33 protein-coding genes are annotated in these 24,800 nt (G+C 64.3%); 17 read left to right on the top strand and 16 right to left on the bottom strand.

All coding sequences use genetic code 11. The features are described from left to right. Window positions 1–19: 19 nt before the first annotated feature. A complete protein-coding gene (locus tag IVB48_RS39305; RefSeq protein ID WP_247408530.1) occupies window positions 20–796 on the top strand; it encodes a crotonase/enoyl-CoA hydratase family protein in 777 nt (258 codons plus the stop codon). A gap of 9 nt (window positions 797–805) precedes the next feature. Here the strand turns inward: IVB48_RS39305 and IVB48_RS39310 are convergent, their stop codons facing one another. Continuing rightward, window positions 806–1,243, bottom strand: a complete 438-nt coding sequence (locus IVB48_RS39310; RefSeq protein WP_247408532.1) for a DUF1810 domain-containing protein — start codon at window positions 1,241–1,243, stop codon at window positions 806–808. Window positions 1,244–1,454: 211 nt separating this feature from the next. Here IVB48_RS39310 and IVB48_RS39315 point away from each other — a divergent pair, with 211 nt between their 5' ends. The 3 genes from IVB48_RS39315 to IVB48_RS39325 all read left to right on the top strand — a co-directional run bounded on the left by IVB48_RS39315 (window position 1,455) and on the right by IVB48_RS39325 (window position 3,990). Continuing rightward, on the top strand, window positions 1,455–2,405 hold the full coding sequence (locus tag IVB48_RS39315; protein WP_247408534.1) for a DUF2778 domain-containing protein: 951 nt from the start codon (window positions 1,455–1,457) through the stop codon (window positions 2,403–2,405). 79 nt (window positions 2,406–2,484) lie between these two features. Further along, entirely contained in the window at window positions 2,485–2,742 is a 258-nt protein-coding gene (locus IVB48_RS39320; protein ID WP_007609546.1) for a hypothetical protein, read from the top strand. A gap of 156 nt (window positions 2,743–2,898) precedes the next feature. Then, window positions 2,899–3,990, top strand: a complete 1,092-nt coding sequence (locus IVB48_RS39325; protein ID WP_247408536.1) for a substrate-binding domain-containing protein — start codon at window positions 2,899–2,901, stop codon at window positions 3,988–3,990. Between the two features lie 122 nt (window positions 3,991–4,112). On the opposite strand, the gene IVB48_RS39330 is transcribed toward IVB48_RS39325, so the two are convergent. From IVB48_RS39330 to IVB48_RS39355, 6 genes are all read right to left on the bottom strand, one after another. Further along, a complete protein-coding gene (locus tag IVB48_RS39330) occupies window positions 4,113–4,895 on the bottom strand; it encodes an ABC transporter ATP-binding protein (RefSeq protein WP_247286294.1) in 783 nt (260 codons plus the stop codon). Further along, window positions 4,883–5,938 carry a dihydrodipicolinate synthase family protein gene (locus IVB48_RS39335; RefSeq protein WP_247408538.1) on the bottom strand — a complete coding sequence of 352 codons (1,056 nt, stop codon included), beginning with the start codon at window positions 5,936–5,938 and terminating at the stop codon, window positions 4,883–4,885. The genes IVB48_RS39330 and IVB48_RS39335 overlap by 13 nt, the downstream gene beginning before the upstream one ends. Before the next feature lie 6 nt (window positions 5,939–5,944). Continuing rightward, a complete protein-coding gene (locus tag IVB48_RS39340; RefSeq protein ID WP_247408540.1) occupies window positions 5,945–6,766 on the bottom strand; it encodes a GNAT family N-acetyltransferase in 822 nt (273 codons plus the stop codon). Beyond that, window positions 6,753–7,790 (bottom strand): NAD(P)-dependent oxidoreductase, encoded by a 1,038-nt coding sequence (locus IVB48_RS39345; protein ID WP_247408542.1) that lies wholly within the window; start codon window positions 7,788–7,790, stop codon window positions 6,753–6,755. The genes IVB48_RS39340 and IVB48_RS39345 overlap by 14 nt, the downstream gene beginning before the upstream one ends. Window positions 7,791–7,820: 30 nt before the next feature. After that, entirely contained in the window at window positions 7,821–8,591 is a 771-nt protein-coding gene (locus IVB48_RS39350) for an ABC transporter permease (protein ID WP_007609553.1), read from the bottom strand. 85 nt (window positions 8,592–8,676) lie between these two features. Next, window positions 8,677–9,324 (bottom strand): TetR/AcrR family transcriptional regulator, encoded by a 648-nt coding sequence (locus tag IVB48_RS39355; RefSeq protein WP_007609554.1) that lies wholly within the window; start codon window positions 9,322–9,324, stop codon window positions 8,677–8,679. A gap of 100 nt (window positions 9,325–9,424) precedes the next feature. Between IVB48_RS39355 and IVB48_RS39360 the strand changes: the two genes are divergently transcribed. The 5 genes from IVB48_RS39360 to IVB48_RS39380 all read left to right on the top strand — a co-directional run bounded on the left by IVB48_RS39360 (window position 9,425) and on the right by IVB48_RS39380 (window position 12,882). Next, window positions 9,425–10,441, top strand: coding sequence for an ABC transporter substrate-binding protein (locus tag IVB48_RS39360; RefSeq protein WP_247408544.1), 1,017 nt, complete (start codon window positions 9,425–9,427; stop codon window positions 10,439–10,441). 269 nt (window positions 10,442–10,710) lie between these two features. Then, window positions 10,711–11,409: a septum site-determining protein MinC gene (gene minC, locus IVB48_RS39365; protein WP_027569772.1), complete on the top strand. Its 699-nt coding sequence runs from the start codon at window positions 10,711–10,713 to the stop codon at window positions 11,407–11,409. A 19-nt stretch (window positions 11,410–11,428) separates the two neighbouring features. Then, window positions 11,429–12,244, top strand: a complete 816-nt coding sequence (gene minD / locus IVB48_RS39370; RefSeq protein ID WP_007591740.1) for a septum site-determining protein MinD — start codon at window positions 11,429–11,431, stop codon at window positions 12,242–12,244. Next, entirely contained in the window at window positions 12,241–12,522 is a 282-nt protein-coding gene (minE, locus tag IVB48_RS39375) for a cell division topological specificity factor MinE (protein WP_007591739.1), read from the top strand. Before minD ends, minE begins: the two co-directional genes overlap by 4 nt. Window positions 12,523–12,696: 174 nt before the next feature. Beyond that, a complete protein-coding gene (locus tag IVB48_RS39380; protein WP_027517632.1) occupies window positions 12,697–12,882 on the top strand; it encodes a hypothetical protein in 186 nt (61 codons plus the stop codon). A 13-nt stretch (window positions 12,883–12,895) separates the two neighbouring features. Here IVB48_RS39380 and IVB48_RS39385 read toward each other — a convergent pair whose 3' ends face one another. From IVB48_RS39385 to IVB48_RS39400, 4 genes are all read right to left on the bottom strand, one after another. After that, the gene (locus tag IVB48_RS39385) at window positions 12,896–13,147 is read right to left on the bottom strand and encodes a hypothetical protein (RefSeq protein WP_247408546.1); all 252 of its coding nucleotides are present in this window, start codon (window positions 13,145–13,147) and stop codon (window positions 12,896–12,898) included. A gap of 110 nt (window positions 13,148–13,257) precedes the next feature. Next, on the bottom strand, window positions 13,258–13,647 hold the full coding sequence (locus IVB48_RS39390) for a hypothetical protein (RefSeq protein ID WP_027517634.1): 390 nt from the start codon (window positions 13,645–13,647) through the stop codon (window positions 13,258–13,260). Between the two features lie 92 nt (window positions 13,648–13,739). Further along, complete coding sequence (locus IVB48_RS39395; protein WP_007591727.1) at window positions 13,740–13,970, bottom strand: hypothetical protein; 231 nt, start codon at window positions 13,968–13,970, stop codon at window positions 13,740–13,742. A gap of 379 nt (window positions 13,971–14,349) precedes the next feature. Continuing rightward, window positions 14,350–15,369, bottom strand: a complete 1,020-nt coding sequence (locus tag IVB48_RS39400; RefSeq protein WP_247408548.1) for a hypothetical protein — start codon at window positions 15,367–15,369, stop codon at window positions 14,350–14,352. A gap of 355 nt (window positions 15,370–15,724) precedes the next feature. On the opposite strand from IVB48_RS39400, the gene IVB48_RS39405 reads away from it, so the two are divergent. After that, window positions 15,725–16,342 carry a L,D-transpeptidase gene (locus IVB48_RS39405; protein WP_063628391.1) on the top strand — a complete coding sequence of 206 codons (618 nt, stop codon included), beginning with the start codon at window positions 15,725–15,727 and terminating at the stop codon, window positions 16,340–16,342. 7 nt (window positions 16,343–16,349) lie between these two features. Here IVB48_RS39405 and IVB48_RS39410 read toward each other — a convergent pair whose 3' ends face one another. Then, window positions 16,350–16,778: a hypothetical protein gene (locus tag IVB48_RS39410; protein WP_247286284.1), complete on the bottom strand. Its 429-nt coding sequence runs from the start codon at window positions 16,776–16,778 to the stop codon at window positions 16,350–16,352. 179 nt (window positions 16,779–16,957) lie between these two features. Then, on the bottom strand, window positions 16,958–17,422 hold the full coding sequence (locus IVB48_RS39415; protein ID WP_247408550.1) for a MarR family winged helix-turn-helix transcriptional regulator: 465 nt from the start codon (window positions 17,420–17,422) through the stop codon (window positions 16,958–16,960). Window positions 17,423–17,525: 103 nt separating this feature from the next. Here IVB48_RS39415 and IVB48_RS39420 point away from each other — a divergent pair, with 103 nt between their 5' ends. From IVB48_RS39420 to IVB48_RS39430, 3 genes are all read left to right on the top strand, one after another. Further along, window positions 17,526–19,448: an FAD-binding monooxygenase gene (locus IVB48_RS39420; protein WP_247408552.1), complete on the top strand. Its 1,923-nt coding sequence runs from the start codon at window positions 17,526–17,528 to the stop codon at window positions 19,446–19,448. Between the two features lie 165 nt (window positions 19,449–19,613). Beyond that, entirely contained in the window at window positions 19,614–20,609 is a 996-nt protein-coding gene (locus IVB48_RS39425) for an SH3 domain-containing protein (protein ID WP_247408554.1), read from the top strand. Window positions 20,610–20,783: 174 nt separating this feature from the next. Then, window positions 20,784–21,062: a hypothetical protein gene (locus IVB48_RS39430; protein ID WP_027517641.1), complete on the top strand. Its 279-nt coding sequence runs from the start codon at window positions 20,784–20,786 to the stop codon at window positions 21,060–21,062. Window positions 21,063–21,081: 19 nt separating this feature from the next. Here IVB48_RS39430 and IVB48_RS39435 read toward each other — a convergent pair whose 3' ends face one another. Next, on the bottom strand, window positions 21,082–21,360 hold the full coding sequence (locus tag IVB48_RS39435; protein WP_027569780.1) for a DUF3551 domain-containing protein: 279 nt from the start codon (window positions 21,358–21,360) through the stop codon (window positions 21,082–21,084). A 109-nt stretch (window positions 21,361–21,469) separates the two neighbouring features. Here IVB48_RS39435 and IVB48_RS39440 point away from each other — a divergent pair, with 109 nt between their 5' ends. Both IVB48_RS39440 and IVB48_RS39445 read left to right on the top strand, forming a co-directional pair. Next, window positions 21,470–21,676 carry a hypothetical protein gene (locus IVB48_RS39440; protein WP_027569781.1) on the top strand — a complete coding sequence of 69 codons (207 nt, stop codon included), beginning with the start codon at window positions 21,470–21,472 and terminating at the stop codon, window positions 21,674–21,676. A gap of 85 nt (window positions 21,677–21,761) precedes the next feature. Continuing rightward, on the top strand, window positions 21,762–22,076 hold the full coding sequence (locus tag IVB48_RS39445; protein WP_247408556.1) for a hypothetical protein: 315 nt from the start codon (window positions 21,762–21,764) through the stop codon (window positions 22,074–22,076). Window positions 22,077–22,146: 70 nt separating this feature from the next. Here IVB48_RS39445 and IVB48_RS39450 read toward each other — a convergent pair whose 3' ends face one another. Together IVB48_RS39450 and IVB48_RS39455 are read right to left on the bottom strand one after the other, a co-directional pair. Beyond that, window positions 22,147–22,491, bottom strand: a complete 345-nt coding sequence (locus IVB48_RS39450) for a multidrug efflux SMR transporter (RefSeq protein ID WP_247408558.1) — start codon at window positions 22,489–22,491, stop codon at window positions 22,147–22,149. A gap of 164 nt (window positions 22,492–22,655) precedes the next feature. Then, complete coding sequence (locus tag IVB48_RS39455; protein WP_247408560.1) at window positions 22,656–23,321, bottom strand: class I SAM-dependent methyltransferase; 666 nt, start codon at window positions 23,319–23,321, stop codon at window positions 22,656–22,658. A 97-nt stretch (window positions 23,322–23,418) separates the two neighbouring features. On the opposite strand from IVB48_RS39455, the gene IVB48_RS39460 reads away from it, so the two are divergent. Both IVB48_RS39460 and IVB48_RS39465 read left to right on the top strand, forming a co-directional pair. After that, on the top strand, window positions 23,419–24,063 hold the full coding sequence (locus tag IVB48_RS39460) for a TetR family transcriptional regulator (RefSeq protein ID WP_247408562.1): 645 nt from the start codon (window positions 23,419–23,421) through the stop codon (window positions 24,061–24,063). Window positions 24,064–24,155: 92 nt separating this feature from the next. After that, a complete protein-coding gene (locus IVB48_RS39465; RefSeq protein WP_027569786.1) occupies window positions 24,156–24,797 on the top strand; it encodes an FMN-binding negative transcriptional regulator in 642 nt (213 codons plus the stop codon). Window positions 24,798–24,800: the final 3 nt, after the last annotated feature.

Below are 24,800 nucleotides of genomic sequence, written 5' to 3' on the forward strand. Positions count from 1 at the left end.
TAATCCGGAGAGAAGCGAAATGAGCGAAGGTCAGATCCGCACCGAGGTGCACGGCCATGTCTTCAAGATCATCATCGACAACGCCGCGAAGAAGAACGCGTTCACGCCGGCGATGATGGAGCAATTGTCCGATGCGCTGACTGAGCTGCACGACAACGATGCCTATCGCGTCGGCGTGGTTTGCGCCGAGGGCGGGGATTTCACCGCCGGTCTGGACATGCCGAAATTCTTCGGCCCGACTGCGGAGAAGCGCAATATCAGGGAAGGCAATGTCGATCCGTTCGGCCTTGCCAAGCGCTGCCGCAAGCCTGTTATCACCGCCGTGCAGGGCATCGTGTTCACGATCGGCATCGAGCTGATGCTCGCCGGCGACATCGTGGTCGCCGCCGAGGATGCGCGCTTCTGCCAAATGGAGTCCAAGCGCGGCATTGCGCCGCTCGGGGGCGCGCATTTCCGCTTTTTGTCGCGCGCCGGCTGGGGTGACGCGATGTATCATTTGTTCCTCTGCGACGAGTTTTCAGCCGAGCGCGCCCACACAATCGGTCTCGTCCAGGAGGTCGTGCCGGCGGGAGAGCAGGTCGAGCGGGCGATGGCGCTCGCCGCCATCATCGCGCGCAATGCGCCGCTCGGCATCCAGGTCACCAAGGAAGCCGCGGCCAAATATGTCGAAGCCGGCGAGGCCGCGGCGATCACCTATATCCCGATAATCCGCGATCGCGTGCTTGCCAGCGCCGACGCGAAGGAGGGCATTCAGTCCTTCATCGAGCGTCGCGCGGCCGTCTTTCAGGGGCGCTGATCCGACGCGCTATGTCGGCCGATCCAGCTTCGACAGGATCTCCAGCGTAGCGTCGTCGCGCTCGCCGGAAAAATATTTGGCGAGCGCCTCGTCGAAAACGGGTTCGTCGGACACCGCGTCGAACAGCGTCATCGACGAGCGAAATTTGGCGTCATCGGGCGCGCCGAGGATGGCGTTGATGCTCCGACCCTCCATGGCAAGCACGAGGCGGGTGCATTCGATCAGGCGCGGACCGAGGATGGGGTGGGCGAGATAGGCCTTGGCCTCGGCGCGGGAGGCGATGGCGTAGCGCTGCGACATGGCGCTGAAGCCGAGGCCGGCGACCTGCGGGAAGACGAACCACATCCAATGGCTCTGCTTTCGGCCCCGGGTCAGCTCCTCTTGGATGTCGCGATAGACCGGGTCCTGGGCCCGGACAAACCGCATGAGGTCGAAAGGATCGGTCATTGGATACCTTGGGATACCCTGGAATGGCTTGCCGGAGCCTTGCCGGCCGCGATTATGCCTAACTTTTGGCTCCCAATGTGGTAGCTGGTATAGAATCTCCGGGTTGGGGTGGGTCCCCCCGGGGATCGATTTTGGGGAGCTGATGGTTTCCGACCGGGCACAAGCCGAGAGGCTATTGTCGCGCCGCCGTCTTGGGCGAGCCGAGACGATATTGCTGTCTCTGGCCGCTGTCGCGCTGGCACTGGGCGCCGCCGCCTGGGTCGCGGATATCGGCGGTTCGGCCTCGCTGGTCACCGCTGCGCTGCCGCCGGCCAATGCGCCTTCATTCGATGATCGTTTCGCTTCGGCTTCCAGCAGTCCGCCCGCCCGCGAGCTCGGCTTGCGGACGCTGGAGCGCTCCGCCGTGAGTGCAGTCCAGCTCAAATTGCGCGACGCCAAGGCGGTGCTTGCCCAGAAGCTCCAGGGCGACGACTGGCGCTCGACCCTGACCGACGACGACCGGCATATGTCGGAGGAGACGAGACAATCGCAGCGTGCTGACGCCATCCCGATGCCGCGCTCGCGCCCGCCCCAGGCCGACATCTCCGCCCAGATCGCCTCGAGCCAGGCTTACGCGGAGACCAACCCCAGGGTCGACAACCGCAACTTCTTCGAAAAATTCACCGACAAGATCAGGCTGGCCTCGCTGACGCCCGACAGTGGCCTGTTCGGCAAGGCGCCGGACCTCGCCGCGCTCGGTTACGATTCGCGCACCGCGGTCTACGACATCTCGGCCAAGGCGCTCTACCTGCCGAGCGGCCTCGCGCTCGAAGCGCATTCCGGCATGGGCGCGCTGATGGACGATCCGGAGCACGTCGACCAGCGGATGGTTGGCGCGACCCCGCCCGCGACCTACGACCTCAAGCCGCGCGAAAAACTGTTTCACGGCGTCCGCGCACTGCGCTTGACGCCTACCGAAGGCACCAGCGCGCTCGGCCGCGTCGGCCTGCTCACCCACAATTACATGCTCGGGCCCCGTGGCGACTCCAACGGTTGCGTGTCGATCAAGGACTATGATCGGTTCATGAAGGCCTACGACAACGGTGAGTTCAACCGTCTGGTCGTGGTGCCCAGGTTGACCCCATCGGCGACCGCCTCGCAGCGCGCGAGCACTGAGTCCTGATATCTGCTCCTGATATTTGCCTGCCGCGGCGGGGCTGCCGTTTTCCCTTCGTTAAGCCGTCATCGTCCAGAAGCAGCCCATGAGTGATCCGCAAAGTTCCGAGACCCCGCTGCGCACGACGTTCAAGATCAAGCTGAACGGCGACACGCTGGCGATCGCGACCGTCGGCCAGGCCTATCAATTCCTCACCAATTTCAAATCGGTCGAGTGGATGGAATTCCGCTCGCTGCACGAAGACGCGGTCGCGGCGCTCGAAGGCGCCGCCGAGAACGCCATGCTCGTCGTGCAGGCGACCAACGCCGTGCGCGCGCTGTTCGTCAGCGCCAAGCTGCTCTGAGAGCGACACGGCAGATATTTGGGGAGATTCCCGGATTGCGCTGCGCTCCATCCGGGCTACCGCTCACCACTTGAATTCCGCTATAGGAACGGCAATAGCTCGCGAAGATCGCGCTCAAGCCGATACATTGAAACGTAGTTCAGGGAGAGACCCATCATGAAACGCCGTACATTTCTCAAGGGCGGCGCGGTCGCCGGCGCGACGACGCTGGTTGCCGCACCCGCGATCGCGCAAGGCGCGCCCGAGATCAAATGGCGCCTGACGTCGAGCTTCCCGAAGTCGCTGGACACCATCTACGGCACCGCGCAGACGTTTGCGAAATATGTTGCCGAGGCCACCGACAACAAATTCCAGATCCAGACCTTTGCGGCCGGCGAGCTCGTTCCCGGCCTGCAGGCGCTGGATGCCGTCAGCACAGCCTCCGTCGACATGGCGCAGACGCCGCTCTATTTCTACATCGGCAAGGAGCCGGCGCTGGCCTATGCGACCGGCGCGCCGTTCGGCATGAACCATCGTCATCAGGAGTCCTGGTGGCATTTCGGCGGCGGCGCCGACCTCACCAACGAGGCGCTGAAGCCGTTCAAGGCGCATGCCATCCTCTGCGGCAATTCCGGCACCCAGATGGGCGGCTGGTTTCGCAAGGAGATCAAGACCGTCGACGATCTCAAGGGCCTGAAATTCCGCATTGCGGGCATGGGCGGCCATGTGCTGGCGCGCCTCGGCGTGGTCCCGCAGCAGATCGCGGGCGGCGACATCTATCCGGCGCTGGAGAAGGGCACGATCGACGCGGTCGAATTCGTCGGCCCCTATGACGATGAAAAACTCGGTTTCCAGAAGGTCGCCAAATACTATTACTTCCCCGGCTGGTGGGAAGGCGGCGCCATGCTGCACATGATCGTCAACGACGAGAAGTGGGCGTCGCTGCCGAAGCAGTACCAGGCGATCGTCAATCAGGCCGCGTCGGCCGCGGGCGCCTGGATGCTCGAGAAATACGACAGCGTGAATCCGGCGGCGCTGAAGCGGCTGATCGCCAATGGCGCGGAGCTGAAGGCGTTTCCGCAGCCGGTGCTGGAGGCCTGCTATGCGGCGACCCAGGACCATCTGAACGAGCTCGCCACCAAGAGCGACCTGTTCAAGCGCACCAAGGAAAGCCACGACGCCTATATGAAGGAGCTGCTGTTCTACACGCAGATCGCGGAGAATTTCTACGACAATTATCTGCTCGGCAAGATGCGCAACAAGACCTGATCGCGCAAACTCCCGCAGGGTGGGCAAAGGCGCACTTGCGCCGTGCCCACCACTGCTTGCTCGACTCGCCATGGTGGGCACGCTTCGCTTTGCCCACCCTACAGCATCTATCGTGCGGTGAATTAAGCCGCGCCCAAACCCAGCTTCTCGTAAATGCGCCGTGCATAGGCGCCGAACGCGTCCGTCGTCTTCAGCGGCAGAGCCCGCGGGAAGGGCAGATCGATCGGGAAATAATCGGCCATCTTCGCCGGGCCGGCGGTCAGCACGGCGCAGTGCGAGGACAGGAACACGGCCTCCTGAATCGAGTGCGTGATGAAGATGATGGTCTTGCCGCTCTCGCGCCAGATCCGCAGCATCTCCAGATTCATCTGCTCGCGCGTCAAGGCGTCGAGCGCGCCGAACGGCTCGTCCATCAGAATCAGTTTTGGGTCGTGAATGAAGGCGCGCGCGATGGCGGTGCGCTGCTGCATGCCGCCGGACAGCTCTCGCGGATATTTCTGCTCGTAGCCGGCAAGCCCCACCAGATTGAGCAGATCGCGCGCCCGCTCGCGCGCGGCCTTCATCGGAAGGCCGACGATCTCTGCCGGCAGCAGCACGTTGTCCAGGATGGTCCGCCATTTCAGCAGCAGTGCCTGCTGGAACACCATGCCGATGTCGCGGGTCGGATCGAACGGGCTTTTGGCATTGCCGATCTTCACCGTGCCGCCGTCGGCGTCGTGCAGGCCGGCCAAGATCTTCATCACCGTGGTCTTGCCGCAGCCGGACGGCCCGACCAGCGAGACAAGCTCACCCTCCTGCACGTCCATGGTGACGTCGGACACCGCGAGGAATTCGGCTCCGCCGCTACGATAGACCTTGCGGACGCCTTGCAGGCTGATGAAGGGGGTTGAGCTCATGCCAGCCATTTATTCAAGTTTGCGGCCACGAAGGCATCGTCGCTGAGATCTGTATGCTCGCGAGTGACGCGGTCGATCTCGTCCTTCTGGCCGGGGCTCAGGCCCTCGTTCGGATCGAGGCACCATAGGCCCTGCATCAGGCCCTGCCGTCGCAGCACCTCATGGCAGCCGGCGATGCAACCGCGAAAATCGTTGGCGACGTCGAAGAAGGCGCTGTTGCAATCGGTGACGCGGGCATCGAGCGCGAGCAGTTCGGCCGGGACGCTGTCCTTGTGCCGTGCCGCCTTGCAGCGCTCGAACTGCTCAATCGCGCTCGCCGTCCACACCGACCAGTGGCCGAGCAGACCGCCCTTGAAGTAGGTCCGCGTGGTGACGCCGTTGTCGCGCAGATCGAACGGCAGCATCAAATCGAGCAGGATATGATCATCATTGCCGGTGTAGATCGCGACGCGGTCGAGCGCGCCAGCCGCCGCGACGCCGCGCAGAACATCAAGGGTCCTGTAGCGGTTGAACGGCGCGATCTTGATCGCGATGACATTGTCGATCGAGGCAAAGCGCTGCCAGAACCGGCTCGACAGGACCACGCCGCCGACTGCCGGCTGAAGATAGAAGCCTACCAGCGGAATCTTGGCTGCGACCGCTGTGCAATGCGCGATGATCTCGTCTTCGGACGCGCTCTTCATCGCAGCGAGACTGAGGAGCCCTGCGTGGTAGCCGATGTCGCGCGCGGTGCGAGCTTCAGTGGTGGCCTGCCTGGTCGGACCTGCGAGGCCCGCGACCAGCGCCAGCGGACGCTTGGTCCAGTTCGCCGCCGTCTCGGCAGCGAGCTCGAGCACGGGACGATAGAGGCCGACATCGCGGATCGCAAACTGCGTGGTGTGCACGCCGACGGCAAGGCCGCCGGAGCCGGCGTCGATGTAATAGCGCGTCAGCGCGCGCTGATGCTTCTTGTCGAGCTGGCGTTCGGCGGTGAGCGCGAGGGGATGCGCCGGCAGCACGGTGCCGTCGGCGATCAGCTTGCGGATATCGCGATTGATCTGGCTGTGGTGCATGATGTCCTATCCAAATTCAGGGCCGGCGACGGCGAATGGCATGTCTTCCCCCGCGGCAGTGGCGGGGCCGAACCGCATGCGCTGGAATGGCCGTTCGATGCTCCAGCCCGATGCGGTCAATCCGTCAGGGAACGCGGCTTGCGACGCGACGGCATCGAGGAGCAGCGGCCCGGTCTCCGATCGCGCGATGGCCTCGACCAGGGTCAGCGCGGCTGCCGTGTCGTCGGCAAACAGCGGGCCGATATGGCGCGCGGTGCGTCCGTCGCGAACCAGCGCGATGGCGCCGTTCGCGGAGACGATGCGTGAGCCGGGACGCTGAGCGAAGTTGGAGAGCAGGGCGGTTCGATCGAGGCCCGTGGCCTGCCGGTCACGCATGCGGAGCGCGTCGAGCGTCGCGGATGAAGGTGGCTGCGCGGACGCGAACGCGGATTTCACCAGCTTGAGACGGCGCAATTGCAGCGTCGGCGTGAACCCGAGCGGTCCGTAGACGGCAGCACCGTCGGGTGTTGCGTCGAGCCAGCTCGTCAGGCCGTTCCTGCGGGCGGTTTCCAGGCAGGCATCGACGAGGCGCGTTGCAAGGCCGCGGCGGCGATGGGTGCCTGATACCAGCACCATGCTGATCCAAGCGTTTTTGCCGGAGTAGGGCAGCAGGGCCGCGGTTGCCACCAGCCGTCTGCCGTCGCGAATGCCGAACACGATTCCATCGTGCAGGAAGATGCGCCAGTCCTCCTCGGTCTGGTTCCAGTGTGCTTCCGTCGACAGCACGAGCCCGGCGATCGCATCGTCGACGCCGAGCTTGATGATGGCCAGCTCGTCAGTAGCGTCCATCGCGCACCTCGTATTTGGTGGGCTTGCCAAGGCTCGGCATGGCGCGGGACACCCAATCTGCGGTCCAGGCGATCAGCTGCTCGGTGTCGACGACCGGCAGGCCGAACAGCTCGACGGCCTTGGACGTGTCCGTCAGCCACGCCGTCGGCTGTTCGTTTCCTGTCAGCACCGGCGCGCGGCCGAACCTGGCGCCGAATCGTGCTGCGAGGTCGCGCACGGCCAAGATCTCGTGGCCGCTGACATTGATCGGCGAGGTCGGCGTCGTGCAATGCGCGAGGCAGCGCAGCGCCTGGGACGAGGCATCGCCCTGCCAGATGAAATTGACATGGCCGATGCTGACGTCGATCGGCGAGCCCGTGAGCACTTTCGATGCGATGTCGTGGAGCACGCCATAGCGCATGTCGATCGCGTAGTTGAGGCGGAACAGCCGCCCGGGCATTCCGAACTTGCGCGAAAAATGCTCGAACATGCGCTCGCGGCCGACGCAGGACTGGGCGTATTCGCCGGGCGGATTGGGCGCCATGTCCTCGGTTGCGCCTTTGCCGTCCACGAGGACGAAGGGATAGATGCAGCCGGTCGAGAACGCCACGATCCGCGATGACGGGAAGGCCTGCGCGACCAGTGCCGGCACGTGCGCATTCATCGCCCAGGTCAGCGAGAGGTCGCCCTCCGCGCCGAATTTGCGGCCGGCCATGAAGACGATGTTGGGCGCCTTCGGCAGCGCCTCAATCGCGGTCTCGTCCATCAAATCGCAATTGATGGTCTCGACGCCACGCGCGTGCAGCCAGTCCTTGACGCCGGCGTCGCTGAAGCGGGCGACGCCGATGATGCGCCGATCGGGCGCTGCGGCTTTGGCAAGCCCCGCCAGCGTCGGCCCCATCTTGCCGGCGACGCCGAGGATCATGATGTCGCCATCAACCCTGGCGAGGTCCTCGATCAATGCCTGCGTCGGCTGGCACAGCAGATCGTCGAGCGCAGCGATATCAGGGATGGTCTTCGGCAGTGTCTGGCGGGTGAGGAGCATGGTTGTGGTCCTTGGTCTTGGCTTTGCCGTTCAAGTCGGTGTTGCGTCACCGACCACGAACATGCGTTCGAGGACGAGCACGAAGCCGTAAAGCGCGACGCCGAGCAGCGTCAGCAGCACGACAGCCATCACCATCGCGGGCGTGTCGAGCGACGACTGCACCTGGATCATGAGGTAGCCGAGCCCGCGCTCGGAGGCGATGAACTCGCCGACGATGGCGCCGGCCACCGCGAGGATGGCGCCGACCTTCATGCCGGAGAAGATGTAAGGCAGCGATCCCGGCAGCTGGATCTTGCGGAACAGGGTCCAGCGCGAGCCGCGCAGCGATTTGACCAGGTCGAGCAGATCCGGCTCGACCTCGCGCAAGCCCCGCGCGGTGGTGAGCAGGATCGGAAAGAAACAGATGCTGAAGGCGATCAGGATGTTCGGCACGATGCCGTAGGAGAACCAGACGATGAGGAGCGGGCCGAGCGCGACCTTCGGGATCATGTTCAGCGTCACGAACAGCGGCAGCAGCACGAGGCTGATCAGCGGCGCCCAGCTGAAGATGACGGCCAGCGCCACGCCGACAAATGCGCCGAGCGCAAAGCCGCCGAGGATCTCGATCGCCGTCACCAGCGTATTGGCGCCCCAGGCGTAACTCGCGGTTCCCAGCGTCTGGATTGTCGCGAGCGGCGAGGGCAGGATGAACTTCGGCACGTGGAAGGCATCGACCAGGACCTGCCAGAGCACGAGCACGGCGAGGTGCACGATCAGGACGATCGCAAAGCTGCGCGTATTGCGGGCGCCGTCTCCTGTCACCGGTTGCTCCCTGTTGCTGCCGGCCACCTTGCTGCCTGGTCTCAAGCCTAACCGTCCTTGAGGGAAGTTTCAACCAGTTGGTTGATTACGGACGGAGCGAATGCAGCACGAGATCTGCGACGTGCCGGCGGCGGGCACGGCGCGCGGCCCGGCTCGACAGGTCCTTGCCGAAGATCGCCGATAGCGTCGGCGTGTTCGAGAGATAGAAATAGCTGAGGCCCGCGATGGAGATATAGAGCTGGATCGGGTCGATCCCCTTGCGGAACATGCCGGCGCGGACGCCCTCGTGGAGGATGTGGGACACGCTCTTCACCAGCGGCGAATGCATCGCCTCCAGCCGCGTCGAGCCACGGACGTGGCGGGCGCCGCCGCGGTTCTCGTCGTTCAGAAGCACGATGAAATCGGGGTTGGCCGCGAGGTAATCGAACGAGGCCTCGATCAGTTTCCGGATCGCCTTTTCCGGCGGCAGGCCTTCGAGATTGAGCTGGCGCTCCTGCTCGCGGATATCGGCGTAAACCCATTCGAGCACGGCAAGATAGAGCGCGTCCTTGTCGCCGAAATAATGGTAGACGAGTTGCTTGTTGACGCCGGCGCGCTCCGCGATCTCGTCGACGCGGGCACCGGCAAAGCCGTGCCGGGCGAACTCCTCGCGCGCCGCGGTGAGCAGCTTCTTGCGGGTGGCGACCGGGTCGCGCCGCTGCGGCACGGTGTCGCCTGAACGTTTTGCGGGCATTTCCAACCAAACAGTTGACAAGTTGAGGGCGGCCTTGTTGCATTGGTATCCTCACAGGGGGAGAGCGACAAGCCGGTCGCGGGCAACGAGGAGAGATGCGATGAAGCGTTTGCAGGCGGCGGGCTCGGCCCTGGCTGTGGCCCTGATGCTCGGATTACCAGTCGTGCCGGCGACCGCGGGCGAGGCGGTCAACCTGATCCTGAACTGGGCACCGACGGCCGATCACTCGCCGTATTATTACGCCAAGGCGCAAGGCTGGTACGAGAAGGCGGGCATCGATCTGACCATCGAGGTCGGCAAGGGCTCCGGCGTCTCCGCCGCCAAGGTCGGCTCTGGGGGCTCGCCCTTCGGCGTCGCTGATCTCGCCACCATGCTGGTGGCGAAGAGCAAGGGGGCTGACGCCGTTGCCGTGATGAGCGTCTACGCCAACACCGGCCAGACCTTCTACTGGCTGAAGAGCTACGGCGTGGACGGGGTGAAGGATTTTGCCGGCCACAAGATCGGCAATCCGCCCGGAGACGCCTCGCGCGTGATGTGGCCGGCCTTCGCCAAGGCTGCAGGGCTTGCGCCCGACTCCGTCGGCTTCGTCAATGTCGGACCGACGGCGAAGATCGCCGCGCTGAAGAGCCATACCGTCGACATCATCAGCGACTTCTACAACGAGCACGATTTGAAGGTGATCGAGTTCGGAGCCGATCTCGGCTACGTCAACTGGAAGGACATCGGGCTCAATCCTTACGGCAATTCGCTGATCGTCAACGGCGGCTATCTGCAGAAGAACCCGAAGCTGGTCGAGGAGTTCGTCCGCGTCACGCAAAAGGCCTTCGCGACTTGCGTTGCCGACGCCGCGCCCTGCCTGAAGGCGCTGCTCGACCAGGTCTCCGGTCTCGACAAGGAGAACCAGGAGCGCCAGTGGGAGCGCATCAAGTTTCTGATGACGGACGAATTCACGACGACGAAGGCGCTCGGCTGGATCGACGGCGAGCGGATGAAGAAGGACTACGATCTGGTCCAGACCTATCTCGGGATGGAGAAGCCGTTCGACGTCACGACGGCGTTCACGACCAAGATGCTCGATCCGACCATCAAAATGGATGCGAGCAAGGTGAAGAAGTAGGGGGGGCAAGCGCTCGCCCCGCATGTCGCTGTCATGCCCCGCGCAGGCGGGGCATCCAGTACGCCGCCGCCTGTCGATTGCCCACTACCGTCTCGGAGTACTGGATCGCCCGCCTTCGCGGGCGATGACAGCTCTGTGCTGGGCGAGCACATTTGCCCCAACGCCCAGCCGAGCCCACCACTCACGTAACCGCACGGAGAAATTAACCAGCCATTAACCATATCGGCGGCATCGTTAACCATTCAATAACAGGGAACGAGTCGGCCGCTATGGAGGCTGCAGTAAAACCTCAACGCCAAATGGTTCGCCTGCGCGGGCGCTCCTATGTGGCCTTCGTGTTCGTGCCGACGGTTCCCATCCAGGACTGGCTGCAGGAGATCGACACCACCATCGCGCGCTCGCCGGGCTTCTTCGCCGGCCGCCCCGTGGTGATCGACCTGTCCTCGGTCGATCTCAGCCAGTCCGGCATCGGCCATCTGCTCACCAGCCTTCAGGACCGCAACATCCGCGTGCTCGGGATCGAGGGCGTGGAGGAGGGCCGGCTGACCCCCATGATGCCGCCGCTGCTGTCAGGCGGGCGGAGCTGCGTGGTCGAGCCGAGTGCACCCAAGAAGGTTGAGGCAAAGGTCGAGACCAAGCCGACTTCGCTGCTGCTCGAAAGCCCCGTGCGCTCCGGCCAGACCGTGATCTTCCCCGAAGGCGACGTCACCATTTTGGGTTCTGTGGGCTCCGGCGCCGAGGTCGTTGCCGGCGGCTCCATTCACATCTACGGCGCGCTGCGCGGCCGTGCCATGGCAGGCGTGAACGGTCACACGAGCGCACGCATCTATTGTCAGAAGATCGAGGCCGAACTGCTTGCAATCGATGGTTTTTACCAGACCGCCGACGATATCGACGCGGCCCTGCGCGGCAAGCCGGCTCAGGCCTGGCTCCAGGGCAACACCATGCGAATTACTGCGCTGAACTGACCAGAAGGAGATTTGAGAGATGGCCAAGGTACTGGTCGTGACGTCAGGCAAGGGGGGCGTCGGCAAGACCACGACGACCGCCGCGCTGGGAGCTGCGCTCGCGCAACGCGGCGAAAAGGTCGTGGTCGTCGATTTCGACGTCGGCTTGCGCAACCTCGACCTCGTGATGGGGGCCGAACGCCGCGTCGTGTTCGACCTCATCAACGTGGTGCAGGGCGTCGCAAAGCTGCCGCAGGCCCTTATCAAGGACAAGCGGCTGGAGAACCTCTGGCTGCTGCCGGCCTCGCAAACCCGCGACAAGGACGCGCTGACCGAAGAGGGCGTGGGCAAGGTCATCGACGATCTGCGCAGCCGTTTCGACTGGGTGATCTGCGACAGCCCTGCCGGCATCGAGCGCGGCGCCTCCATGGCGATGCGCTTTGCCGACGAGGCCGTGATCGTCACCAATCCGGAAGTCTCCTCGGTGCGCGATTCCGATCGCATCATCGGCATGCTCGATTCCAAGACGGTGCGGGCCGAGAAGGGCGAGCGGGTCGAGAAGCACATTCTCATCACCCGCTATGATCCCTCGCGCGCCGCGCGCGGCGAGATGCTAACCATCGAGGACATCCTCGAGATCCTCGCAACGCCCTTGCTCGGCATCATCCCGGAGAGCCAGGACGTGCTGCGCGCCTCCAATGTCGGCACGCCGGTGACGCTGTCGAACGCGGAAGGTGCTCCGGCGCGGGCCTATATCGACGCGGCGCGGCGGCTGTGCGGCGACACCGTGCCGATGCAGGTGCCGACCGAGCGCAAGGGCTTCATGGACCGCCTGCTGCGAAGGAGGGCCGCATGAGCATGGGTTTGCTTCGGCTTCTCCGCGGCAACAAGGCCTCTGCACCCGTCGCGCGCGAACGGTTGCAGATCCTGCTTGCCCATGAACGCGGACTGCGCGGCCAGCCCGATCTGCTCGGTGTGCTGCGTGAGGAAATTCTCGCGGTCGTCTCCAGGCACGTCACGCTGGACCCGACCAAGGTCATCGTCCGGCTCGATCGCGGCGACGAGGTCTCGACCCTCGAGGTCGATATCGAGGTGCCCAACGATTTCGAGCGCAAGCGCGCGGCGGCCGGGTAGGATTTCGGCCGCGACGCTTCGAATTTGGGGTGGGTGAGAAGGCGGTCCGCTGGGTATAGCGGGCCGCCTTTTGCGCGTCGAGTGAACGCTACGGAACGAGGTCCGGGGCTCAATCGTTGTGAACAACCCGCGGCGGCGCGATGCACCGCGGTTTCGTCAAACGGGAGAACGCCCATGATGACCGAGGTCCAGGTCCACACCGTCGCGCGCCAGATGTTGGAACAGCACGGTTTTGCGGCGATCGCGAAGGCCGCGGAACAGGCCAGGGCTTGCGAGGGCCGCGGCGAGGCCGATGAAGCCAAAGAGTGGCGTCACCTCGCCGACGCGATGAAGATCATTCGCGGTCCGCACCAGAGCTGACACTCCCGCGCGTTCAACGCTCCCCGCGGTCGGCGCCTTGCGGCGACGTACGATGCTGCGTCTGCGGCTGGGAGCGCTCGCCCGTTTCCTTGCAGGGCAGCGGCTCCCACGAGCCGTCCGGCGCCTGCTGATAAGCGCTGCACGATGACGACGAGGTCGATTTGTCCTCACCCTTCTGGGCGTCGGAATTCTTTGCCAGCACGGGCGCAGTCAGGATCGTGGCGACGGCAAACGCCACGGCGAGAATGACATGGTTGATCCGCATGGGGCTCCCCTGTTCGAGATTCGAAGAGAGCCGCATGCTGGCGAGGATTGTGACGATTATTGGCCGAAGCAAAAGTTCCGGCGCGGCGTGCTTAACGCCCCGCGACAACGCTAGCCGCCCTTGCTGCGGATCAGGCCGGCGAGGTTGGTCTTCTGGGCCTCGCACCAGCTGGGCATGCCGAGGCGGCGTTGGTTGAGGTCGGTCGCCTGGGTGGCCACCGCGACCTCGGCCATCAGATCGTCGTCCTGCTTCTCGCCCAATTTGCCGCCGGTGTGCATCCACGCGATTGCCTTGCGGACCTTCTCGGTGGTGCCTTCGGGCAGCTGCATCTGCTCCGCCTTCTGCACCAGATCCTGGTAGACGACATCCGTGCCGGGACATTCGACCTTGGCGGCGAAGGCCTGCAAGACCAAAGTGACATAGGTCGAACGTGGATGGTCGGCCGCTTGGGCCGGCGCCGCCAGCAGCAACAGGGCCGTCATCAGAAAACCAGTGCGCATCCTTGGTACCTCCCCGAATTTTCGGGAAGGCTAGCGGCTGCCGCGCCGCTCCGCAATGGGGATAGCGTGCGGCTGCGAAGCCGGTCGGCGACCTAGCGCCGCCAGGCCGGCACGGGATCGAGCGGCGTACGATAGACCTCTTTGTGATCGCGGTCGGTGACGCGCACAGCGCAACCCTTGCTTTGCAGCTCGGGCTTCACCTGCGACAGCTCGGTGGCCAGTTGAACGGCGCGGTCGGAGGCGACCTCGATGTCTTCGAGGATGATGCCGCCCTGGTTCTTGAACTCTTCACCAACCACGAGATCGAAGGAATAGTAGGGCATCCGAATTCCCCGGTGTGACGAATTGAGCTTCAGGTGGACGTTTCAACACATGACCGATGGTACCACTGAGTCGATGTTTATCGAATGAACGGCGCGCGCAATCTCTGTGCTTATGGCGCAGAAATGATGTGCAGCATTCAAGCGTGTTAAGATTTTATTAAATATGTCGGCGTGATCATGAGGCATGGAATTGCAGCAGAACCGGGCTCCGGGAACCGGCAGCTGCAAGAGAAGGCCGCCGGCATAAATCCCGACGGCCTTTTCTCTTGATCGAGAACGATCGAAGCGCCGCGTCCCGTAGTCATCCGGAGTCAACGCATCATATCGACTCGGACAGCATCGCTCGCGCGACGCTTTCGTGTCATCGCGTGACGATCGTTCAGCGCAGCGGCATTGGCGGTCGTACGACAGGTCCGTCGTCGTCGGCAACGGCTTGCGTCGTCATGGCAGCTGGCGGTGGGACTGCGGCAGCCTGCGAAGGCGGCGGCGGAGCGAGCGGCGCGGGCGAATAAGCCGGCATGTAGGTGTGCGACACGACCGGCTTGGGCTTGCGAACCGGCGGCGCCGCGGGTCGCGGCGGCAGCGCAGACATTTGCGCGCGCGGATCGATGCGCGGCTTGGCATCGGCCACCGGCTTCGGCGCGGGTGGCTTCGCCATCTCGCGTGCCATCTGCTCCTGCCCGGCCTTCAACTCGGCGATGTTGGCCTTGAGCTGCTCGATCTGTTGCGCCATCGCGGCGAGATCGCGCGTCATCGACTGCACCGATTGTACAGGATCGGATTGTGCTGCCGCGGGCACCGCTGCTGCAAGCTGGGTTGCGGGCGGAGCCGCAGATTGATCGGTTGCTTGATCCGTTGCGGCTTGATCCGTTGCAGCCTGGTCCGCAGGCGCCGCGGCTTGTGCGGCGGCGACCGGTGCCGTGTGCGAGGTCGACGGCAGCAGCGACGACAATGCCGGGGTCCATTCGGCGAGCATCTGTCTTGCGGTGTCGCCATGTTTCTCCCAGGCGACAGTGGCGGCCGCGCTTCCGCCCGCAAACAGCATCGTGACGAACGCGCCGCGCAGCCATTTGCCGGCTGAGGAGCGCTTCTGCCGGCTGAGACCATCACTGGCCGCGACGCGCACGGCGGTGTCGACCGAGGGCGCTGCCGCCTGCGGCTCCACGAGGGGACTGAACTTCGGCTCCGGATTCGTTCTGGACTTCAGCGTGAACGCCGGATCTATCTTGGGCTCCGGACGGGCCGTAATCTCAGGCGCGAGCGCGGGCGCGACGCTGAGAGGGCGCGAGGCCAGCACAACGTCAGGCGAAATCTGCACGGCGTCGTGCGGGTCGTTGTTCGTGACCGTGTCCTTCACGATCTCATCGACGATTTGCCGAGAGTTCAGCGTCGCGAGCATCGCAGCTCCTTTGAAGCCTGGGTGTTTTGAAGCCCAGTTGTTGAGTAGTTGAAGTGTTGGCCGTCCGCATTCGCGCGAGCAGATCCGTGAGGTGAGCCCATCCAATTCCCCGAGGCCCAAGCACATGACGCACGAGTCCAGCCGGGTTTGACCAAAGCAAGGCGAGGGGATGGAGACTGTGCGACGCTCTTGCGCCGTTTGTGGTGATGGAACCCGGTTGATCAAACACGCGCAATTGTTCCGCAATGCCTTGTTTTCAGCACGATTTTGGCAGCATCTGGTGTTGCTGGGGGTGCTGCTATCGCTATCGGGGCCGGCGGTGCCAAGATCCTTATTTGTTCTATTCGTCCTTGCCATGCTTCCGTTGGGCGGCTGCATGCAGACAACGCTTTCGCCATCGACAGATGCGAGCATGACGCCGCGCGACCGGCAGTTGCTGGCGCATACGCCGTACGCGCAGGCGAACGTGCCCGAGCAATATCTCCGTCATATCGTCGATTATCCGCGCAAGGAGCAGCCGGGCACGATCCTGGTCGATACCGACGCGCGCTATCTCTATTTCGTGCTGCCCGAAGGCAAGGCGATCCGCTACGGCGTTGCGGTCGGCGAGGAAGCCATGGCGTTCTCCGGGGTCGCGCGGGTCGGTCGTCTGGCGGAATGGCCGGACTGGGTTCCGACGGCGGACATCCAGGCGCGGCTCGGACCCTATCCGGCGCGCGTGCCCGGCGGTCCCGCCAATCCGCTCGGCGCGCGGGGCATCTATCTGTATGCCGGCAACAAGGACACGCTCTACCGCATCCACGGCACCAACCAGCCGGAATATATCGGGCAGGCGATCTCGTCCGGATGCATCCGGATGCGCAACGAGGATGTGATCGATCTCTATGACCGCGTGAAGCTCAATTCAATGGTCGTGGTGCTGCCGCCCGGACAGAACGCGCAGGTCGAGGCGCGGCCCAGCTGGCGCGGGTGAGGTCGCCCTAGTTCTCGGGACGGGCGATGCGCCATTGCAGCGTCGTGGCATTGCCGTTGGCCTCGCCCGGCGCCTTGTCGGCCGGCGAGGTGTAGAGCGGACGATAGCGATATGCCCACATCTTGCTGCCGTCGTTGCGGTTGATCACGGTGAAATCGCCGATCGCCTTGGCATCGGCTGTTGCGGAGAGCGGAATCCAGCTCTCGACGCATTTGCCGTTGCAGTTCGACGTCTTGCCGGTGGTATCGCGCTCGTAATAGTAGAGCGTCATGCCGTTGAGGTCGACGAGCGTCGGGCCCTGCTTGGTCAGGATCACTTTCGCCGGTGAGGTCGCGGGCTTCGGCGGGGGAGGGGCATCGCCGCCGCCATGGCCATTCGCGAGCGCCGGAGCGGCCGAGAGCGCGATCGCCGCCGCCGCAATGAGGAACCTGAACATCCGAAACTCCAGACCGGCAAAGTTAATCGCGCGTTAAACGCCGAATGCCGCCGACCGTAACAGCCGAAGGTTAGTTCCTGGTTTCGCGATACTGCGACAATGAGGGGTAGAATTACGGGGGCCTTCTGTCGTGGCGCGTTTTCTTGACGCGAAGCGGTGCCCCTTCGCTCGAAAACGCTCTATGCCTGCACCTCGCGCAACGGGGCGCGGCTGAGCTCGTTACCGGCGGCAATGGCCTTGTGCAACAGCCGCATCAGATCCTCACTTTCCTTCGCGCTGAGGCCACGCAACATGATGCGTTGCGCGGATTCGACGGCCGGCGTGATCTTGCGCAGGGTGCGGCGGCCTTCGTCGGTGATCTCGAGCTCGCGGGCACGACGGTCGCGGCGCGAGGCGCGGCGCTCCGCGAGCCCCTTCTGCACGAGGCGGTCGATCACGCCGGTGATGGTGGTGCGGTCGTAGGCAATCAATCCTGCGAGCGTCACCTGGTCGAGCCCCGGATTAGCCTTGATGGTCGCGAGCGCGGCGTATTGCACCGGCGTGAGGTCGAAGCCGGCATCCTCGACCTCGGCCAGAAACACCGCGACCGCGATCTGCTGGAAACGGCGCGCCAGATGTCCGGGCATGTCGTTGTTGTCTTTCACTGAATTTCTCCGTTGGGGTAGGACGGCCGGGATCGTTGACAAGTATACTGATAGTCAGCATACTGAGCAATATCCAAACAGAACATCGGCGGGAGAGGTGCTCATGCAATTCCATCTCAATGGATTTCAGCCGGGTGACCCTGAAATCGCAGATCCCGCCGCGCGCATTCAGCCTTCTGGCGCAACGGGCGCCGTGCCTGAAGAGGTCGATGTCCTCATCGTCGGCTGTGGTCCTGCGGGCCTGACGCTTGCGGCCCAGCTTGCGCAGTTTGATGACATCAAGACCTGCATCGTCGAGCAGAAGCCGGACCGCTTGCTGGTCGGGCAGGCGGACGGCATCGCATGCCGCACCATGGAGATGTTCCACGCCTTCGGATTCAGCGAGCGCGTCCTCAAGGAAGCCTGTTGGGTGAACGAGACGACATTCTGGAAGCCGGACGAGCGGCTGCCAGAACATATCGTCCGCAGCGGCCGGGTGCAGGACGTCGAGGACGGCTTGTCGGAATTCCCGCACGTCATTCTCAACCAGGCGCGCATTCATGACGGTTTTCTCGACGTCATGCGCAAAGCGCCCGCCAGCCTCGAGCCCCATTACAGCCGGCGCCTGCTCGACCTTCAGGTCGATCCGGCCGCGGGTCCCGCCGACCATGCCGTGACGGCGCGGCTCGAACGGCTCGATGCCGGGAACGAGGGCAAGATAGAGACGATCAAGGCGCGCTACGTCGTCGGCTGCGACGGCGCCCGCAGTACAGTGCGCAAATCGATCGGCCGCGAGTTGCTCGGCGATTCCGCCAATCATGCCTGGGGCGTGATGGACGTGCTGGCGGTGACCGATTTTCCGGACATCCGCTTCAAGGCCCTGATCCAGTCGGCGAAGGACGGCAGCCTGCTGATCATTCCGCGCGAGGGCGGTTACATGGTCCGCCTCTATGTCGAGCTCGCCAAGCTCGACATCGGCGAGCGCGTCGCCAATCGCAACATCACCGCCGATGACGTGATCGCGAAGGCGCAGCGGATCCTCAAGCCGCACACGCTGGATGTGAAGGAGATCGCGTGGTGGTCGGTCTACGAGATCGGCCAGCGACTGACCGACAAGTTCGACGACGTGCCGGGGATCGAGATCGCTAAGCGTCTGCCGCGGATCTTCATCGCCGGCGATGCCTGCCACACCCACAGCCCGAAGGCGGGGCAGGGCATGAACGTCTCGATGCAAGACGCCTTCAATCTCGGCTGGAAGCTCGCTGCCGTTTTGCGGAAGCAGTCTGCGCCAAGCCTGCTGCATTCCTATTCGGCCGAGCGCCAGGCCGTTGCGAAAGAGCTGATCGATTTCGACCGCGAATGGGCTGGGATTCTTGCGTCCGCCGCCAAGGCCGGCGGCGCCGATGCCGCCAGGACGCAGGACTATTTCGTCAGGCACGGTCGCTACACCGCGGGCACGGCGACGCATTACCGCCCGTCGGTTCTGACCGGAGCGACGTCCCACCAGCAGCTCGCGCAAGGCCTCGTCATCGGCACGCGCTTTCATTCCGCACCCGTGATCCGGCTTGCGGATGCCAAGCCGGTGCATCTCGGTCACGCAGCGTCCGCGGATGGCCGCTTTCGCATCTACGCTTTCTCCGGCGCTGAGGATCCGGCAACAGCCGGCTCGGCTATACGCGCCTTGTGCAATTTTCTCTCCGAGGCGCGGGAGTCGCCGGTCCGGCGTTACACGCCCGTGGCCGCCGACATCGACAGCGTGATCGACCTGCGGGCGGTCTTCCAGCAGGATCATCGCGAGCTCGCCGTCGAGGCGATGCCCGCGCTGTTGCTTCCGCGCAAGGGCCGGTACGGCCTGATCGACTACGAGAAAATGTTCTGTCCGGACCTCAAGAATGGCCAAGCCGTTTTCGCGATGCGCGGTATCGATCGTAAGGCCGGCTGCGTGGTCGTGGTGAGGCCGGATCAGTATGTCGCGACCGTGCTGCCGCTCGATCATTTTGCTGCGCTTGCTGCGTACTTCGACGGTTTTATGCAGCAAGTGAACTGACGGGACGGCGGCGCACACACTCGCGCGTGCGCGCGATGTCGATGAACGGCGAATGAATATTGAACCGCGCGCGGCATTCGTCTCGATCTTTCGACGGATGAGACCTTCGTTCGCGGAACGCCTGTTCCGCTTGCGCGTTCCGACTCGAAAGAGGAGGACTACGCCATGAAATTCCGAAGCATGTTGTTAGCCGCATTGCTGCTCGCCCCGACGGCCGCGCTGGCCGCTCCGGGTATGGTCACCGTCTCGACCGGCCTGCGCGCCGGGCCGGGTTCGGGCTTTCCGCTGGTCGATCGCATCCCCGAGGGCGCCCGCGTCGATATCCATGGTTGCCTGCGCGGCAAAGCCTGGTGCGACGTGAGCTTCTCGGATGACCGTGGCTGGGTGTCGTCGCAATATCTCGAATATCTCTACCGCAATCATTACGTCTATCTCCCCGACTATGTCGACGAGATCGACGTGCCGATCGTCCCCTTCGTGCTGACCTCGTACTGGTCGAGCTATTATGAGGGGCGGCCCTGGTATCGGCGGCATGCCCACTGGAATAGCTACTGGACCTCGCATCAGCGCGAAGCGACGCGGATGACGATCGATCCGCGCGCGGCTCGCATGGGCCGCGCGGCAACGCGCGATGCGGCGGTCGCACTCGGGCGCAACAGTGCGAATGCCAGGGAAAATGCGAAGGAAAGTGTCAAGGGCGCGGCCGCGGTCTCCGGTCGTGATGCCATAACTTCACGGCACGACGCCGCGATGGCCAGGCACGAGAGTGCGACTGCGACGGACCGGAGCCGTGCGGGACGAAGCGACCGCATCGCGCATGAGCGGACCAATCTTCAGGGCCGCAATCCGCACGATGCACAGGCCCGCATCATGCACGAGCAGGCCGCACACCGCGCGGCCCTGCATGCGCAGCCGACGGCGCGCCCGCATGAGGCGCCGCGTGTCTCAGCAGCTCCCGCAAGCCGGCCCGCGATGCCGCATGTGGCCCAGCCTAATGTGAGCCACGGCTCGCCGATGAACGCTCATGCCCAAATGCCGGCGCCGCGCACGGCTGCGCCTGCGATGCCTCATGGCGGTGGCGGCGCTCCTCACATCAACGCCGCGCCGCACGGCGGCGGTGCGCCGGCCGGCGGTCCCGGTGGCGGGCACCAGAAGCACTAGCTTTGCCAACGAAAGCCCGGCCCTCGCGCCGGGCTTTCTGCTGAGGCCCGAGCGGGTTCCTTGCCCATACAATTTAAGAAGTTTCTTCGCGGGAAGATTTCATCGATCGTAATATGTCTACTCAAAGCTGTAAGCATTCCACTCGGGGCAGCGGGGCACGGGAGGATGACGACGATGAGACAGAACCAGGCGGAGACGCGCCGCCATAATGTCGCGAAGAGGTCGATGACCAAGGAAGCCAAGCAGCTGTCCGGCCTGATTGCCGGATTGCGCCAATCTCTCGAGGTGATTCACAAGGAGCGATCGAGCACCAAACTCTCCGGCGCCGAGATGGGCCTTCTCGACGAACGCCGCAACAATCTGTTGCTGACCATCGCAGCCCTCGACGACCGCCTCTCCGCGGTGCAGGGGCTGATCGATCTTGGCCGCCCCCACATCATTCGCGTCCACTGATCGGAGCGCAGACCTGATGCTATCGGCTTCGTCGCGGCGGCGACGGAACCGGGCTCAGCTGCCGGCTCTGCGTGGCATAGGGATTGGCGTAGCACTGGGCGGATTGCCCGGAAGCGGTCGCGGCGCACTGCGCGATCGTCGCAAAGCTGCAATCGATGCTGCGGCCGTCGATGGTGTAGATCTCGATGCAGACGGGATGGCGCGGATCGTAGGTCTGAGCCGCTGTGGGCGCCGCGCCAAGCAGGCCCGCACCAAGGCACCCCACGACAAGCAGGATCGCATTCATGATGCGGCGCACGAAAAGCTCCTTTCGCAATCGGAACCAGGCACAATGCTGCCGCGGATGGCACCAAATTGCCACGCTCCCGGCGAATTGCCGCCAAAGCCCGCTGCCACGACGAGAGCGGGTGCAGGCAACGCTAAGGGGATGCGCATTGGCCTACAAGATGATCGCAGAACGCGACAATGAGAAGTGCAGTTTTGCCCGCGAGAGCCGTTTGCTCATCGTGGCGAAGGCAAAGGTTTGGGCAAGCGAGGGGTGGAAGGTCGTTATCACCGACCAGGACGGCAAGGCCTACGCGCCACCCGAGTTCGATCAGCTATTGGCGGCCTGACCGCAAGACGGGGCTGGGCAAGACATTGATTTCGCCATTTCGATTGGGGCGTGGCGTGATCGCGCCCCCTATGACTCTTCCAACGATGACTCTTGCGGCGGCCGCCGTTCTGACGGCGACGGTTGCCGTGGCGCAAAATCTCGATGCCGGCAAGTCGCCGCAAAAGCTTTTCGCCGATGGGTGCGCGACCTGCCATCGCAGCCCGCGCGGTCTTGCCAAGGGGCGCTTCAACCTGACGCTGTCCTGTTTTCTGAAGGACCATTACGCAACCAGTTCGGACACAGCCAAGGCGCTTGCCGCCTATCTGGAATCGGTCGACACGGCGCCGCCGCGAGCTGCGGCCAAGCCTGGCGCGAAGCGATCCGGGCCGCGTGCGCCCAAGCCGTCGCAAAGCCAGTAGGCGTGGGTCGGCTGCCGGCAGGGCGTCGCGAAGCCGAAGGCCTTGCCGGTGAACACCGTGCTTGCCGGCATCAATGCACCGTGGTCGCCGAGAACAGGTTGATGACCACCACTCCGGACACGATCAGCGCGATGCCGACGAAGGCCGCAGCGTCGAGCATCTGGCGAAACAGCACGAAGGAGATCGTTGCAGTCAGGATGATGCCGACCCCGCCCCAGATCGCATAGGCGATGCTCAGGGGGATGACCCGGATCGCGACCGACAGCGCGTAGAACGAGGCGACATAGAACAGCACCATCCCCAGCGTCGGCCACAGCCGCGTGAACTGCACGGATTGCTGGAGGAAGGCGGACGCCGTGACCTCGAGGACGATAGCGAGGGCAAGCGCTGCGTAGGCATTGAAGGCGTAAGTCATCACGGGCTCAGGCGTATTGTGCAAAGAAAGATACCGCACGGTACGGGGAATATGACGTTTGCCGGGGTCCAGCTATCACGTGTCAGTGACGAGCCTGCGACACGGAGGAGCGCCGCACGAAACCGCCGCGCGATGGTTCGCGCGGCGGCTCATTGGTCGTGGCGTTAGTTGATCCGCACGGAGAGTTCGACGTCCTCGGCAAAGGCCGTGGACATGTAGCCGCTTCCGGGCATCCGCATGCGCGCCAGATAGTCAGGGCTGTCGTCGGCGTTGTCGGCGACGATGATCGCGCCTGGCCGGAGATGGCCTTCGACCAGATCCAGGACATCGGGGTAGAGCGCCTTGGCGCCGTCGAGTAGCACGAGATCGATCGTATCAGGCAGATCGACTTGAAGCGTCTTCAGCGCGTCGCCTTCGCGGATTTCGACGAGATCCAGCAGCCCGCCGGCCGCGAGGTTCTCGCGCGCCCGGGCCGCCTTGGACGGTTCGAATTCGCTGGTGATGAGGCGGCCGCCGCCATTGTCGCGCAAGCCCGCGGCAAGGTGCAGGGTCGAGATGCCGAACGAGGTGCCGAACTCGACAATCGCTTTGGCGCGGCAGCTGCGTGCGAGCATGTAGAGCAGGTGACCGGTCTCGCGGGAGACCGCGAGCGGTGCGTCCTTCAGCCGCCCGTAAAGGTCGCGGTAAGCGGTCTTGCTCCGCATCATCCGTGCGCGGTCGGCGTCGGTCACATCGGCGAAGGCGGCTCGCATCGCGCCGCGCGCGGCTTCGTCCTGGTCGAACAGACGATCGAGCAGTGGCGCAAGTGATGTGATGGTCGGGGTGGTCATGTGTACTCTCCAGATGTCGCCGAGAGGCGAGTGCTTGCGTGAGAATTGAAATACGACTAATTCGTCGCATTCGCTATTCGCATTGCCCGAGGGCCCCATGGCCGATCGCCGAAGCCGTTCAGTTTCCTCACGAAAACAGCCGCAGCAGGCCCGCTCGAACGAGCTGGTGGCGGCCATTCTGGACGCGGCTGTTCAGGTCCTGGCAAAGGAGGGGGCGCAGCGCTTCACGACGGCGCGGGTGGCCGAGCGAGCCGGGGTGAGCGTCGGGTCGCTCTATCAATATTTTCCGAACAAGGCGGCGATCCTGTTCCGCCTCCAGAGCGACGAGTGGCGGTGCACGAGCGAGCTCCTGCGCGGCATCCTGGCGGACCGGGCGAAGCCGCCACTGGTGCGGCTGCGCGCGCTGGTCCACGCCTTCATTCGCTCCGAGTGCGAGGAGGCTGCAATCCGCACGGCGCTCAGCGACGCCGCGCCGCTCTATCGCGATGCGCCCGAAGCACACGACGCGCGGGCCGCCGGTAAAGGCATCGTCGCGGCCTTCATGCGGGAGGCCCTGCCCAAGGCGCCGGATGCGACGCGGGAGCTTGCCGGCGAGCTGATCAAGACGACGCTGAGCGAGGTCGGCAAGCAGTTCTCGGAGACACCGCGCAACGAGGCGGAGATCGCGCGTCGTGCCGACGCAATGGCCGACATGTTCTGCGCCTATATCGATGAGCTTGCGCGGCGGCGAGATCATTCCTGACATCTGCGTTTGCGGGCCAATATCGCTTCTGATCTGACTGGATCATGAGTTAGCCTCGATTTGTCCTCCAGCCCGCTAACGAGCGCCCCGCCATGCATGTCCTCCGCCCCCAATTCCGCATCGAGGAGCAGCAAGCGCTGGAATTCGCAACCCAGCGCGGCTTCGGCATGATCGTCGCTGCGGATGAGCGCGGTCCGCGCGCCTCGCATGTGCCCTTCGTGCTGGAGCAACGTGAGGGGCGCGCGATCGTCCAGATCCATTTCACCGCCAGGAATCCGCTCGTTCCGCTCGCGGATGGCGTGCGGCGCTTTCTGCTGATCGTTGCCGGCGATGACGCCTACATCTCCAACGACTGGTATTCTTCGCGCGACAACGTCTCGACCTGGCTGTACGAGGCCGTGCACCTGTCGGGCGTGGCGCATGTGCGCGGGCTCGACGAGAACCGCGGGCACGGCGATGCGCTACTCGCGGTCGCCGAAGCGCGGCTGCCGAAGGCGCCCTGGGACCTGGCGCAGATGGAGCCGGACAAGCGCGAGACCATGTTAGCCACCATTCGCGTCATCGATCTCGTGGTGGATACCGTCGAGGGGCAGGCCAAGCTCAACCAGCACAAGAGCGATGCGGATCACGTCGCGGTCGCCGGCCGGCTGGCGCGGTCGGAGGAGAGCGGGCATCGGCGGCTGGCGCGGAAGATGCAAGCGCTGCGGCCGGGGCTTGGATATGATTTTTCGTGATCT

This window comes from Bradyrhizobium sp. 76 (assembly GCF_023073025.1).
In the GTDB taxonomy this organism is placed as follows: domain Bacteria; phylum Pseudomonadota; class Alphaproteobacteria; order Rhizobiales; family Xanthobacteraceae; genus Bradyrhizobium.

Bases quoted from the DNA above. Each gene is read 5' to 3' on its own strand.
- IVB48_RS39380 (WP_027517632.1), top strand. From the start codon at position 12,697: ATGATGACCGAGGTCCAGGTCCACACCGTCGCGCGCCAGATGTTGGAA.
- IVB48_RS39310 (WP_247408532.1), bottom strand. From the start codon at position 1,243: ATGACCGATCCTTTCGACCTCATGCGGTTTGTCCGGGCCCAGGACCCG.
- IVB48_RS39400 (WP_247408548.1), bottom strand. From the start codon at position 15,369: ATGCTCGCGACGCTGAACTCTCGGCAAATCGTCGATGAGATCGTGAAG.
- minC (WP_027569772.1), top strand. From the start codon at position 10,711: ATGGAGGCTGCAGTAAAACCTCAACGCCAAATGGTTCGCCTGCGCGGG.
- IVB48_RS39320 (WP_007609546.1), top strand. From the start codon at position 2,485: ATGAGTGATCCGCAAAGTTCCGAGACCCCGCTGCGCACGACGTTCAAG.
- IVB48_RS39450 (WP_247408558.1), bottom strand. From the start codon at position 22,491: ATGACTTACGCCTTCAATGCCTACGCAGCGCTTGCCCTCGCTATCGTC.
- IVB48_RS39330 (WP_247286294.1), bottom strand. From the start codon at position 4,895: ATGGCTGGCATGAGCTCAACCCCCTTCATCAGCCTGCAAGGCGTCCGC.
- IVB48_RS39425 (WP_247408554.1), top strand. From the start codon at position 19,614: ATGAAATTCCGAAGCATGTTGTTAGCCGCATTGCTGCTCGCCCCGACG.
- IVB48_RS39445 (WP_247408556.1), top strand. From the start codon at position 21,762: ATGACTCTTGCGGCGGCCGCCGTTCTGACGGCGACGGTTGCCGTGGCG.
- IVB48_RS39325 (WP_247408536.1), top strand. From the start codon at position 2,899: ATGAAACGCCGTACATTTCTCAAGGGCGGCGCGGTCGCCGGCGCGACG.
- IVB48_RS39460 (WP_247408562.1), top strand. From the start codon at position 23,419: ATGGCCGATCGCCGAAGCCGTTCAGTTTCCTCACGAAAACAGCCGCAG.
- IVB48_RS39335 (WP_247408538.1), bottom strand. From the start codon at position 5,938: ATGCACCACAGCCAGATCAATCGCGATATCCGCAAGCTGATCGCCGAC.
- IVB48_RS39395 (WP_007591727.1), bottom strand. From the start codon at position 13,970: ATGCCCTACTATTCCTTCGATCTCGTGGTTGGTGAAGAGTTCAAGAAC.
- IVB48_RS39405 (WP_063628391.1), top strand. From the start codon at position 15,725: ATGCTTCCGTTGGGCGGCTGCATGCAGACAACGCTTTCGCCATCGACA.
- minE (WP_007591739.1), top strand. From the start codon at position 12,241: ATGAGCATGGGTTTGCTTCGGCTTCTCCGCGGCAACAAGGCCTCTGCA.
- IVB48_RS39410 (WP_247286284.1), bottom strand. From the start codon at position 16,778: ATGTTCAGGTTCCTCATTGCGGCGGCGGCGATCGCGCTCTCGGCCGCT.
- IVB48_RS39430 (WP_027517641.1), top strand. From the start codon at position 20,784: ATGAGACAGAACCAGGCGGAGACGCGCCGCCATAATGTCGCGAAGAGG.
- IVB48_RS39465 (WP_027569786.1), top strand. From the start codon at position 24,156: ATGCATGTCCTCCGCCCCCAATTCCGCATCGAGGAGCAGCAAGCGCTG.
- IVB48_RS39420 (WP_247408552.1), top strand. From the start codon at position 17,526: ATGCAATTCCATCTCAATGGATTTCAGCCGGGTGACCCTGAAATCGCA.
- IVB48_RS39340 (WP_247408540.1), bottom strand. From the start codon at position 6,766: ATGGACGCTACTGACGAGCTGGCCATCATCAAGCTCGGCGTCGACGAT.
- IVB48_RS39355 (WP_007609554.1), bottom strand. From the start codon at position 9,324: ATGCCCGCAAAACGTTCAGGCGACACCGTGCCGCAGCGGCGCGACCCG.
- IVB48_RS39360 (WP_247408544.1), top strand. From the start codon at position 9,425: ATGAAGCGTTTGCAGGCGGCGGGCTCGGCCCTGGCTGTGGCCCTGATG.
- IVB48_RS39345 (WP_247408542.1), bottom strand. From the start codon at position 7,790: ATGCTCCTCACCCGCCAGACACTGCCGAAGACCATCCCTGATATCGCT.
- IVB48_RS39385 (WP_247408546.1), bottom strand. From the start codon at position 13,147: ATGCGGATCAACCATGTCATTCTCGCCGTGGCGTTTGCCGTCGCCACG.
- IVB48_RS39305 (WP_247408530.1), top strand. From the start codon at position 20: ATGAGCGAAGGTCAGATCCGCACCGAGGTGCACGGCCATGTCTTCAAG.
- IVB48_RS39390 (WP_027517634.1), bottom strand. From the start codon at position 13,647: ATGCGCACTGGTTTTCTGATGACGGCCCTGTTGCTGCTGGCGGCGCCG.
- IVB48_RS39455 (WP_247408560.1), bottom strand. From the start codon at position 23,321: ATGACCACCCCGACCATCACATCACTTGCGCCACTGCTCGATCGTCTG.
- minD (WP_007591740.1), top strand. From the start codon at position 11,429: ATGGCCAAGGTACTGGTCGTGACGTCAGGCAAGGGGGGCGTCGGCAAG.